The organism is Pseudomonas sp. NFACC42-2, from assembly GCF_900116055.1.
Taxonomy (GTDB): Bacteria; Pseudomonadota; Gammaproteobacteria; order Pseudomonadales; family Pseudomonadaceae; genus Aquipseudomonas; species Aquipseudomonas marginalis.
This window is the reverse complement of the sequence record NZ_FOZO01000038.1, coordinates 1-11,327: the sequence shown is the minus strand read 5'-3', so window position 1 is coordinate 11,327 and position 11,327 is coordinate 1. Positions and strand designations below refer to the sequence as shown.

The window sequence follows — 11,327 nt, the reverse complement described above, 5'->3', positions numbered from 1 at the left end:
GCCTCCTTCATCGCGACTACACGGGCCAAAATCTCGTCGTCGGTTTTATTTGGGCTGTTGTGAGGTCGCCGGGACAGTTCGGATAAAGACCTCAAGTCGCCGTCGTGCCGGGCAATCCACTTATCGACGGTAGGTCGGCTAACGTCAAAGCGGCGTGCCAACTGGCTTTTGGTGAAGTTGCCAGAAAGCCAATCAGCTACCAGCTTGATTCTTTGATTCATGGGGGACTCTTGGTTCCAGGGCATGATCAGTTACCTCCTGATCATGCGTATTAGCCTGTAAACCATGTCCCCGGTTAGAAATGTAAACGATGTCCCCGGTTTGTACCGGGGCAAGCCCCCTCCCATATTTGTTTTGTGTCGCCTGCAAGCCCGATCCCAAATTGTGGAAAACAAATCCAGCCCCCCTCCAAAGCGCGACATATAGCCGCCGCAAATCCCTGTTTTGTCACACTTTTGACTTGTCCCCATCCACTGTGGAACCGGCTGTGGGTAACGTGGGAGTAGCTGGCTGAACGCCTTTAAAACCGTGGCTTTCAGCGGTGTGGTTGTTTTTTGATCAGCGGCTTTTTCGTGGCCGATCGAGGGGTTTGTCAACCTGTTTAAAGACACAGGTATATGACTGAAATATGTCCTGCAGGCCTGTGGATAAGTCTGTGACTAAACTCTGGAAAGACGGCCGCAGAGGCCGGAATGACTGGCCTGGAGCCATCGCTCGATTTGTCCCGCTGCCCCTGGGCCTACATACGCCTTCGTCAAGGTCAAGCAAAAAACTTTCTAAAATCGCCTGGAAGCCTTGTACACAGCGGCCTGAAGCGTTTTGCACTTGCCCCCAGAGACTGTGGGCGCAGCTGTGGATAACCTGCGCGCATATGGCTGTAAGCCGCGATTCATAAGGCTTTGCTCTGAATGATTAAAAAATGACCAGTCGTGCATGAAGTTCTGTGCATGGCGGTTGCCGCAACCGCGGCGTAAGGGCATTCTGCTGGCTGATTTTTTTCCCGATGCCCGCAAGGAGAACACCATGTCCAACACGCTGTTTATTACTGGCGCCACCTCAGGTTTCGGCGAAGCCTGCGCCCGTCGGTTTGCCGAGGCCGGCTGGAAACTGGTGCTTACCGGTCGTCGTGCCGAGCGTTTGAATGCGCTGGTCGAAGAGCTTTCCAAGCAGACCGAAGTGCACGGCCTGGTGGTGGACGTACGGGATCGCACAGGCATGGAAGAGGCGATCGCCAACCTGCCGCCATCGTTCGCCACCCTGCGCGGGCTGATCAACAACGCCGGCCTGGCGGTGGGCACCGACCCGGCGCCCAAGTGCAACCTCGACGACTGGGAAACCATGGTCGATACCAACATCAAAGGCCTGCTGACCACCACCAGCCTGCTGCTGCCGCGCCTGATCGCCCATGGCCGTGGCGCCGGGATCATCAACCTGGGCTCCATCGCCGGCAGCTACCCGTACCCGGGCAGCCATGTGTATGGCGGTTCCAAGGCGTTCGTGAAGCAGTTCTCCCTGAACCTGCGCTGTGACCTGCAGGGCACCGGCGTGCGTGTGACCAACATCGAGCCGGGCCTGTGCGAAAGCGAGTTCTCCCTGGTGCGCTTCGGCGGTGACCAGGCGCGCTACGACGCTACCTACGCCGGTGCCGAGCCGATCCAGCCGCAGGACATTGCCGACACCATCTTCTGGGTGCTGAACACGCCGGCGCACGTCAACATCAACCGCCTGGAACTGATGCCGGTGAGCCAGACCTGGGCTGGATTTGCGATTGAGCGGGGGGCCAAGTAAGGCTCTAGACCGCGTCGCTGCCATCGGGGGCTTGGCGAATCGTCGCACCACCCCGATGGCGTCAAATCGGCCAAAACAGGCCATAAGGTACACTCCACCCCTGAAAACCCCACCGCACCCTGCGGGTTAAAGGTTTTGACGGGAGGAAATGTGAGTAACCGAGGTGAGCAGTCACTGCTCAAACAATCGACGATCCTGATGTTCGCGGTAGCGATCGCCGGGATTGTCACGGGTGTGATATCTGGCGCCCAATCCATTCTGTTCGACGGCTTTTTCTCGCTGATCGCCACCGCCATCAAGGTGTTGATGCTGATCACGGCCAAGCTGATCGCCAAGAAAAGCAACGAGCGCTTCCAGTTCGGTTATTGGCACCTGGAACCCATGGTGCTGCTGATCGAAGGCAGCTTCCTGCTGCTGATCGCCATCTATGCGTTCCTGAACGGTGTGTTCGGCATTATCAATGGCGGGCGCGAGATCGAGTTGGGCCTGGTGATCATCTACGCGGCGGTGTTTACCGTGGTCGAGTTCGCCTATTTCTTCTATGTGCGCTATCGCAACCGCAGGCTGAAATCCTCGCTGATCCAGTTCGACAACATCAGTTGGCTGGTGGACGCGATGCTCTCGGTGGGCCTGCTGGTCAGCTTTCTCGCCGCGCTGTTGCTCAAGTCCCAGGGCTATGGCGAGTGGGCGGTGTATGTCGACCCATTGATCCTGATCCTGCTGGCCCTGAGCATGCTGGCACCGGCGTTCAAGATCCTGCGCCCGGCGTTGCGCGAGGTGCTGGGGATCGCGCCGGATCACCTGGATGACAAAGTGCGCGAGGTGATGGACGCGGCGCAGGCCAGGCATGGGTTCGATGACTACGTGTCCTACGTGCAAAAGCACGGTCGGGCGCGGTTTATCGAAATCCATGTGGTGCTGCCGGCGGATTACCCGGTGGATAACGTCGCCACCCTCGATGGGCTGCGTGAAGAGATATCCACAGGGCTGGGCAAACCGGATGCGGCGCGCTGGCTGACGATCAGCTTTACCGGGGATCGCAAGTGGATTGCGTGATGGGTCGTTAGACCGAGGCCCAGCAGGTCACCCGAGATGCTGGATCAGCCCCTGGTAGCAGGTTGCCAAATGATACGGTGTGGTCGATGGCATATCCCGTCGGCTCACCGCGCCGTTGGCATCCAGGCATTCATGCCAGCCTTTCTCATGCAGGAAATGCTGTTGCAGCGCCAACAGTTGGCGCTGCAGCACCGCCTCACTGCCAGGGCGCAAGGTCAGTGCCCGCAGGTACTCGGCCTGGGCCCAGATACGCTGGGTGCCGTCGCGCACGCTGCCGTCGAGTGCCAACATGCCGCTGACCGCTCCGGTCGCGCTGTCCACACCCTTTTGCTCTGCGTAGGCAAACGCCCGCGTCAGTGACGCATGCAGCGGGGTGCCGCGCAGCACGGGCGACGATTCGAGCAAAAAGAACCACTCGAACTGGTGCCCCGGCTCAAACCAGTTATCCACAGCGCCCAGCGGCTTTTCCATCATCACGCCGTGCCGGCGGTCGATGAAACGCTGCTGCATGGCCGTCGCCAAGGCCAGCAGGGCCGCTTGCACAGGGGCATCCTCGCGCACCGCGAGGGTGGCGAGGAAACCTTCGGCCAGGTGCATCAACGGGTTTTGCAGCGGGCCGGACTGGAGGGACGACCAGTTGCGTTCCAGCACCGCCTCGTACAGGCCGTCTTCGGTGGCGAAGCGCTGGGCGACGACTTCGAGGGCGGCGTTCAGCACCGATTCCACCAGCGGCTCACGCACCTTGGCCCAGTAATGGGCGCAGGCAAAGATGATGAAGGCGTGGGTGTAGAGGTCTTTGCGCTTGTCCAGCGGTTGGCCGGCGGGGTCGATGCTGTAGAACCAGCCGCCGTGTTCCCCATCGTGGAAGTGCCGTTGCAGGGAGCGGAACAGCACCGCCGCGCGCGCTTCTGCGAAGGCCGCCCCTGGCGCGCCGATCAGGCTGGCGAACAGGTACAACTGTCGCGCGCAGGCCATGGCGCGGTAGCGTTGCGGCGGCAGTGGGCGGTGATCGGCGTCCAGCGCCTCATAGGGCAGCGCCAATTCGGCATTCCAGCCCGGGCCCTGCCAGAGCGGCACGATCAGGGTGTGGAAGTGCGTGAGCACGGCATTCAACGAAGGCTGGGGGGCGGAGCTTGGAGCGATGGGCATCGGCTGGCGTCGTCACGGCAGGGGTGTAGGCGCGCATGGTAGCAGAGGGGCAGCGTTAAGTTGTGAGCTGCAAGCTGCAAGTAAGAGCGGTTTGGCTTTTACTTGCAGCTTGCGACGTTTAGCTGGCGAGCAGCCACACCCCAGTTGCCGCCGAAGCCGCTCCGGCAATCCGTACCAACGGTGCGGCTGCGGCCGGCAGCCAGCGCACCAGCGCATACCCGGCCGCGTGCAGTGCAGCGGTTGCGCCGACAAACCCGGCGGCATACGCCCAAGGGCTCGACATGTCCGGCAGCTCCAAGCCATGGGCCACACCATGGAACAACGCAAACAACGCCGTCGCACCCATGGCCATGAACAACGGCGGACGCACCGCCAGTGCCACGGCCAGGCCCAGGGCCAGCACCGAGGCGGCGATCCCGCTTTCCAGCGCGGGCAATTGCAGCCCTTCAAAACCCAGCACGCCGCCCATCAGCATGGTGCCGACAAAGGTGCACGGCAGGGCCCAGCGCGCGGCACCCTTTTGTTGCGCGGCCCACAGGCCGACCGCAAGCATGGCCAGCAGGTGGTCGAGGCCGCCCAGCGGGTGGCTGATACCGGCCACCAGGCCGTTGTCGCCGTGGCCAGGGTGAGCGAAGGCCAGGGCGGGCGCGAGCAGCAGGGCGGCGGCTGCGAGGAGTTTATTGAGGTTCATAAACAGGTTCCTTATGGGTTGATCAGGCGGCGGTCAGCAGGCCTTGGCGTTCGATAAAGGCGACGATTTCTTCCAGGCCTACCCCGGTTTTCTGGTTGCTGAACACAAAGGGTTTGCCGTTGCGCATGCGCTGGGTGTCGCTGTTCATCAGCTCCAGCGACGCGCCCACCAGCGGCGCCAGGTCGATCTTGTTGATCACCAGCAGGTCGGATTTGCAAATACCAGGCCCGCCTTTGCGCGGCAGCTTGTCGCCGGCGGACACATCGATCACATAGATGGTCAGGTCCGACAGCTCCGGGCTGAAGGTGGCCGACAGGTTATCGCCGCCGGACTCCACCAGGATCAGGTCCAGGCCGGGAAAGCGGCGATTGAGTTGGTCCACCGCTTCCAGATTGATCGAGGCGTCCTCGCGAATCGCCGTGTGCGGGCAGCCGCCGGTTTCCACGCCGATGATGCGCTCCGGCGCCAGGGCCTGGTTGCGCACCAGGAAGTCGGCGTCTTCGCGGGTGTAGATGTCGTTGGTGACCACCGCCAGGTTGTAGCGATCGCGCAGCGCGAGGCACAGGGCCAGGGTCAGGGCGGTCTTGCCGGAGCCGACCGGGCCACCGATACCGACACGCAGGGGTTGTGTGTTCATGTCTGATTCTCCAAAAAAACCTTAGGAACGGAACAGGCGGCTGTACTGGCGCTCGTGGGCCATGCTCGCCAGGGACAGGCCGAAGGCGGCGCTGCCGAAATGGTGGGGGTCGATGCGGGCGGCGTCCTGCTGGGCCTGTTGCAGCAGGGGCAGCAGCTCGCTGGTCAGGCGTTGCGCGGCTTGCTGGCCCAGGGGCAGGGTTTTCATCAGCACGGCCAATTGGTTTTCCAGCCAGCTCCAGAGCCAGGCGGCGAGGGCGTCGTCGGCGCTGATCGCCCAGGCGCGCGCGGCCAGTGCCCAGCCGAGGGCCAAGTGCGGTTCGCGGCGTTGCTCCAGGAAGCTGCGGGCGTCGCTGTCCAGTTCCGGCAGGCCATTGAGCAACTGCTGCAGGGAGTAACCCATCTGCCGACTTTCCTGATACAGCTCCCGGGTTTCGCGGCTGGCTTGATGCGCTTCGCACAGCTGCGCCAACGCTGGCCAGTCCTGCTCTGCGGCGGCGCGGCAATGGGCGAGCAACAGCGGGGCTTCGAAGCGCGCGAGGTTGAGCAGCAATTGGTCGCTGATCCAGCGCCGAGCGCTGGCGGCATCGTTGACGTGGCCGTTCTCCACGGCCATTTCCAGGCCTTGGGAATAGCTGTAGCCGCCAATCGGCAATTGCGGACTGGCCAGACGCAACAGCGCCCAGGCTGGGTTCATAGACGTACGCCGAACTGATGCAGCTTGGGCGGGTAGTTGAAATCTTCATCGCCATGCCGGGAGTGGTGGTGGCCGCCGCCATAGGCGCCGTGTTCCGGTTGGAACGGCGCCTCGATGGTTTCGGTGTGGGCGCCCAGTTGCTCAAGCATGGCCTTGAGCACGTAGTCATCGAGCAGGCGCAACCAGCCATCCCCCACTTGCAAGGCCACATGGCGGTTGCCGAGGTGGTAGGCGGCGCGGGTCAGTTCAAAGGCGTTGCTGCAGGTGACGTGCAGCAGGTGTTCAGGGCGGGCGCACACGCGTACGACACGTCCGTCTTCGGCTTGCAGGAATTCGCCATCGTGCAACGGCGGCTGGCCGCGCTCCAGAAACAGGCCGACGTCTTCGCCGTCGGCACTGAAACAGCGCAGGCGGCTTTTGCTGCGTGCTTCGAAATTCAGTAGCAGCTCAGCGGCCCAGAGGGCTTGGGGGGCGATTCGGCGGTGGATCACCAGCATCAGGAAACTTCCAGCTATGAGCGATGGAAGTGCTAGAGCAAGGGCCTTGCCAATCAGGTATTGATGTAGGAATTCTCTGTCGGTGCGCGAGGAGATGCCACTGAATAGGGCGGGTTGAGTACTGCGAGTGCTTAAGGTTGGTGCGCTGCCGGCTATTCGGCACTTAAATGGGGCGTTTTTTGTTGGCGAGTGGTGTTTATCACATCAAGTTCCTTCCGTTTTTTTCGTATATGGAATTTTCGGATTTGTCCTACTGGATGTAAGGATTCGGCGTTCATCTGCTTACGCGCCAGACCGTTAGGATTTGCGCCGTGCTAAACATTCACGGCGAGTTCCAGTATGTTCAAATCAATTGTGTGTTTATTCATTTTCAGTCTTTACCTGGTCACTCCCTCGTCCTCGGCCAATATCAAGCCGCGCGGGGCAGCCCCTCTCGAGATCGCGACGCCCCTGCAGTCGCTGCAAAAGCGCCCAGCCATCGACAATGTGATCGACCGCGCCCATCAGTTGCTGGGCACCTCGTATAAATGGGGCGGGAACACCGTGGAGCAGGGCTTCGACTGCAGCAGCTTGCTGGTCTACCTGTTCAGGACCGAAGCCAATATCCGTATACCCCGCACCACGGCGGCGATGCACCGTTCAAACGCCATGACGATCAAGCGTAACGCGCTCAAACCTGGGGATGCGGTGTTCTTCAAAGGTAATGGGCGCAGTCAGGTCAGCCATGTCGGCCTTTATATAGGCGAGGGCAAATTCATTCATTCGCCGCGCGCCGGCAAGACGGTGCGAATCGACTCACTGAGCAATCGCTACTGGAACAAGAACTACAGTACCGCCAAGCGCTTTCACTCGGCGGGCTAGCCGGCTTACTCCGTACTGCCCAGGCCTTGCCAATGCTTGAGGCCGATAAAGATAAAGCGCAGTTGCTGGGTGATTTTCGCCTGGGGCGTGAGGTGGGCAGGCAAGGCCTGCGCCGGTGGGTCAATGATGTCGGGAAGGGTGGCGAACACGCTCTTGACGATCAGGTCGGCCATTACATGCAGGCCATCGGCGTCCAGGTGCTGCAACTTGGGCATCAGGGTCAGGTCGGCCGCCAGGTCGCGGGTGATGTCTTCACGCAGGGCACCGATGGCTTGGCGCACCGCCAGGCAACCGCCGTATTGCTCGCGGGCCAGGAACAGGAATTGCGAGCGGTTGGCCGAGACCACATCGAGAAAAATCCGCACTGAGGCATCGATAATGCCGCCCATCACGAATTCGTTGTGACGCACCAGGCGAATGGTGGCGCGAAAGGTCTGGCCCACCTCACTCACCAATACAAGTCCAAGCTGGTCCATATCGGCAAAGTGGCGATAGAAGCCGGTGGGGACAATGCCTGCGGTCTTGGCCACTTCACGCAGGCTCAGGCTGCCAAACCCACGGCCACACTCCATCAGATGGCGGGCAGCGTCCATCAGGGCGAGGCGGGTCTGTTGCTTCTGTTCGGCACGGGGCAGCATGGGCGGGCGGGCTTTGTCGGCAAGTACAGCGACGCACTCTAGCAAAACAGCTTCATTGACGTCGAACTTGGCGGGGAATAGGTGGGGAGTGTTGCGTGACAGGCGCTACAAAAAGTCAAAAGCCCGGTCGGCAGATCGGGCTTTTTTCTGGGCCACCACGGGGTCAGCTCTGAGCTTGATGCAGTTCTTGCAGGCGATCAGCACCACCTTCGGCAACACCTTCGGTGTAGGCACGTTCGTTGGCTTGTTCCGCACCACCTTCAACCAGACCTTTCTGTTCCAGGCGATCACGGCCACCTTCGGCAACACCTTCAGCGTAGGCACGCTTGTTGGCGTGTTCTGAACCGTTTTCAGCGACAGCACCTTTGGCGTAGTCACGGTTCTCGTCTTCTTGCGAACCGCTGCGGGCCAGGGTCTGGTTGAAGTGAACGGCGTCGGCTTTGACTTGTGGGGTAACCTGTTCGGCGGCTGGCAGGGCAAAGGCGCTGGAAGCCAGGATGGATAACAGGACGGTAGCGAGTACTTGGCGTTTCATGATGGGTTGCTCCTTGGGAGGGCGATAAAGTGGGTACAGGGCTAATGCTACTCTCGATAAGTCGATATAAAAGTTCATAAACACAATGGTAATAATCAACAGAATTGATTGTTCGTCAGAGAGGCTCTAGAACGGGCCTCTCAAGCACGCGGTTTTGCACCGAGGTGGGTATTTTCGACACGAACATGGGTAACAATGGTGCGCCGTGGATGATCGAATCTGTCGCAATGGTCAGGAAAGCAGGTTTTCAAGGGTAAATCGGAGATTGGGTTAAACCCACGAGCGGTTTGCCAGTCGTAGTTTTATAAGCTGTCCTACAGGTGTTGGTTCAGCCGGTCGTATTCAGGAGTCCTGTGCAATGACGCGCACTCGTAAAATCGTCATGTGGAGCTGCGCCAGCTTCGTTGTGTTAATCGCTGTGGTGGTACTGGTCCTGGTGTTCTTTGACTGGAACCGCATCAAACCGCCCCTCAATGCCAAAGTCTCCGAAGAACTGCATCGCCCGTTTGCCATCAACGGCAACCTGACGGTGGTGTGGGCACGTGAGCCCGACGAAGGCGGCTGGCGCGCCTGGGTGCCGTGGCCCCATGTGATTGCCGAGGACCTGACCCTGGGCAACCCCGACTGGTCGAAAAAACCGCAGATGGTCACGCTGAAAAAGGTCGAGCTGCGCATTTCGCCACTGGCCCTGCTGGCGCAGCGCGTGGTGATTCCGCGTATCGACCTCACCGAACCGAGTGCCGAGTTGCAGCGCCTGGCCGATGGCCGCGCCAACTGGACGTTCACGTTCGACCCCAAGGACCCCGATGCCGAACCTTCCAACTGGGTGGTGGACATCGGCGCCATTGGGTTCGACAAGGGCCACGTGACCCTCGACGACCAGACCCTCAAGACCCAGTTGGACGTGATCATCGACCCCCTTGGCAAGCCGATCCCGTTCGGCGAAATCGTCGGCGACGCCGATGCCAAGAAGGCCCTGGAAAAAGGCTCCGCGCCCCAGGACTATGCGTTCGCCCTCAAGGTCAAGGGCCAGTACCACGGCCAGAAGCTCGACGGCAGCGGCAAGATCGGCGGCCTGCTGGCCTTGCAGGACGCGGCCAGGCCGTTTCCGCTGCAGGCCCAGGTCAAGATTGCCGATACCAGCATCGCATTGGCAGGCACCTTGACCGACCCGTTGAACCTCGGCGCCCTGGACCTGCGCCTGAAACTGTCCGGCAGCAGCCTGGGTAACCTCTACCCGCTGACCGGCGTCACCTTGCCGGATTCGCCGGCCTACTCCACTGACGGCCACTTGATCGCCAAGTTGCACGAGGCCAGCGGCGCGTCATTCAGTTACGAAAACTTCAACGGCAAGATCGGCAACAGCGATATTCACGGCAACCTCGCCTATGTCGCCAGCCAGCCACGTCCCAAGCTCAGCGGTGCGTTGGTGTCCAACCAATTGCTGATGAGCGACCTCGCCCCCTTGATCGGTGCCGACTCCAACGCCAAGCAAAAAGCGCGTGGCGGGATGAGCAAACAGCCGGCGACCAAAGTGCTGCCGGTGGAAGAGTTCCGCACCGAGCGCTGGCGCGACATGGATGCCGATGTGGAATTCACCGGCAAACGCATCGTGCACAGTGCCGAGTTGCCCTTCACCGACCTGTATACCCACCTGGTGCTCAACGACGGCGAACTGAGCCTGGAACCGCTGCGATTCGGCGTCGCCGGCGGCAAGCTGGATGCGCAGATTCGCTTGAACGGCCGCACCACGCCGATGGAAGGCCGCGCCAAACTGACTGCGCGCAACTTCAAGCTCAAGCAGTTGTTCCCGACCTTCGAGCCGATGAAAACCAGCTTCGGTGAGCTCAACGGCGATGCCGATATTTCCGGGCGTGGCAACTCCGTCGCGGCGCTGCTGGGCACTTCCAACGGTGACCTGAAGATGCTGATCAACGACGGCGCCATCAGCCGTGGCCTGATGGAAATTGCCGGACTCAACGTGGGCAACTACGTGGTGGGTCGCCTGTTCGGCGACAAGGAAGTGAAGATCAACTGCGCGGCGGCGGACTTCGGGATCAAGACCGGCCTGGCAACCACGCGCTTGTTTGTGTTCGATACCGAGAACGCGATCATCTATATCGATGGCACCGCCAACATGGCCACCGAACAGCTCGACCTGACCATCACCCCCGAGTCCAAGGGCTTCCGCCTGTTTTCCCTGCGTTCGCCGTTGTACGTCAATGGCCCGTTCATCAAGCCCAATGCGGGTGTAAAAGCCATTCCCCTGGCCCTGCGTGGCGCGGGCATGGTGGCACTGGGTGTGATCGCCGGCCCGGCAGCGGGTCTGTTGGCACTGGTGGCACCGAGCGCCGATGCGCCGAACCAGTGTGCACCGTTGCTGCAGCAGATGAAGGAAGGCAAGGCGCCGAAGACGGTGAAAGGCTAGCAGATAGAACACAAAGCCCAATGTGGGAGATTCTATGTTGCAGGACAACCCTGCAACGGCCGATTCGGTTGGTATTCGCTCTGGTTTTTCATCAGGGCGAACGCCACCCGTGCGAGTTTTCGGGCAAGAATTACCAAGGCCTGAGTCTTCTTGAATCCTCTGGCCAGGTACCCTTCATAAAATGGTTTCCAGGTCGCTGAACGACAGGCAGCCATGGCCGAGTTGTGGGCCAGACGCCGTATTTCCGGATCCCCTTTCTTGGTCAGACTGCGACTCCCCGTCTTTTTTCCCGAGTCATCGACCCTCAAGTCCATGCCCAAAAAAGCGATGAAGGCATTGCTATCCTTAAAC

At 60.7% G+C, this 11,327-nt stretch carries 13 protein-coding genes; 4 read left to right on the top strand and 9 right to left on the bottom strand.

Going from position 1 to position 11,327, the window contains the following annotated elements; translation table 11 throughout:
• Window positions 1-245 (bottom strand): helix-turn-helix domain-containing protein (locus BM416_RS30165; protein ID WP_139237795.1); only part of this gene is annotated, 245 nt, incomplete at its 3' end.
• A 778-nt stretch (window positions 246-1,023) separates the two neighbouring features.
• On the opposite strand from BM416_RS30165, the gene BM416_RS30155 reads away from it, so the two are divergent.
• Both BM416_RS30155 and BM416_RS30150 read left to right on the top strand, forming a co-directional pair.
• Window positions 1,024-1,788 carry an SDR family oxidoreductase gene (locus tag BM416_RS30155; protein ID WP_027607705.1) on the top strand — a complete coding sequence of 255 codons (765 nt, stop codon included), beginning with the start codon at window positions 1,024-1,026 and terminating at the stop codon, window positions 1,786-1,788.
• 150 nt (window positions 1,789-1,938) lie between these two features.
• Window positions 1,939-2,844: a cation diffusion facilitator family transporter gene (locus tag BM416_RS30150; protein ID WP_065940892.1), complete on the top strand. Its 906-nt coding sequence runs from the start codon at window positions 1,939-1,941 to the stop codon at window positions 2,842-2,844.
• 27 nt (window positions 2,845-2,871) lie between these two features.
• Here the strand turns inward: BM416_RS30150 and BM416_RS30145 are convergent, their stop codons facing one another.
• The 5 genes from BM416_RS30145 to ureE form a co-directional block, all read right to left on the bottom strand.
• Complete coding sequence (locus BM416_RS30145) at window positions 2,872-3,993, bottom strand: AGE family epimerase/isomerase (protein WP_092490388.1); 1,122 nt, start codon at window positions 3,991-3,993, stop codon at window positions 2,872-2,874.
• Between the two features lie 118 nt (window positions 3,994-4,111).
• On the bottom strand, window positions 4,112-4,684 hold the full coding sequence (locus BM416_RS30140; protein ID WP_092490387.1) for a HupE/UreJ family protein: 573 nt from the start codon (window positions 4,682-4,684) through the stop codon (window positions 4,112-4,114).
• A gap of 22 nt (window positions 4,685-4,706) precedes the next feature.
• Window positions 4,707-5,321, bottom strand: coding sequence for an urease accessory protein UreG (gene ureG / locus BM416_RS30135; protein ID WP_012721947.1), 615 nt, complete (start codon window positions 5,319-5,321; stop codon window positions 4,707-4,709).
• 21 nt (window positions 5,322-5,342) lie between these two features.
• Window positions 5,343-6,017, bottom strand: coding sequence for an urease accessory protein UreF (locus tag BM416_RS30130; RefSeq protein ID WP_092490386.1), 675 nt, complete (start codon window positions 6,015-6,017; stop codon window positions 5,343-5,345).
• Window positions 6,014-6,514: an urease accessory protein UreE gene (ureE, locus tag BM416_RS30125; protein ID WP_065947138.1), complete on the bottom strand. Its 501-nt coding sequence runs from the start codon at window positions 6,512-6,514 to the stop codon at window positions 6,014-6,016. Before ureE ends, BM416_RS30130 begins: the two co-directional genes overlap by 4 nt.
• Before the next feature lie 339 nt (window positions 6,515-6,853).
• On the opposite strand from ureE, the gene BM416_RS30120 reads away from it, so the two are divergent.
• Complete coding sequence (locus tag BM416_RS30120; protein ID WP_092490385.1) at window positions 6,854-7,375, top strand: C40 family peptidase; 522 nt, start codon at window positions 6,854-6,856, stop codon at window positions 7,373-7,375.
• 5 nt (window positions 7,376-7,380) lie between these two features.
• Here the strand turns inward: BM416_RS30120 and BM416_RS30115 are convergent, their stop codons facing one another.
• On the bottom strand, window positions 7,381-8,013 hold the full coding sequence (locus BM416_RS30115; protein ID WP_017526383.1) for a TetR family transcriptional regulator: 633 nt from the start codon (window positions 8,011-8,013) through the stop codon (window positions 7,381-7,383).
• Between the two features lie 163 nt (window positions 8,014-8,176).
• A complete protein-coding gene (locus tag BM416_RS30110; RefSeq protein ID WP_092490384.1) occupies window positions 8,177-8,548 on the bottom strand; it encodes a hypothetical protein in 372 nt (123 codons plus the stop codon).
• A 358-nt stretch (window positions 8,549-8,906) separates the two neighbouring features.
• On the opposite strand from BM416_RS30110, the gene BM416_RS30105 reads away from it, so the two are divergent.
• The gene (locus BM416_RS30105; RefSeq protein ID WP_092490383.1) at window positions 8,907-10,976 is read left to right on the top strand and encodes an AsmA family protein; all 2,070 of its coding nucleotides are present in this window, start codon (window positions 8,907-8,909) and stop codon (window positions 10,974-10,976) included.
• Window positions 10,977-11,008: 32 nt separating this feature from the next.
• On the opposite strand, the gene BM416_RS30100 is transcribed toward BM416_RS30105, so the two are convergent.
• Window positions 11,009-11,327 (bottom strand): transposase (locus BM416_RS30100; RefSeq protein ID WP_139237794.1); only part of this gene is annotated, 319 nt, incomplete at its 5' end.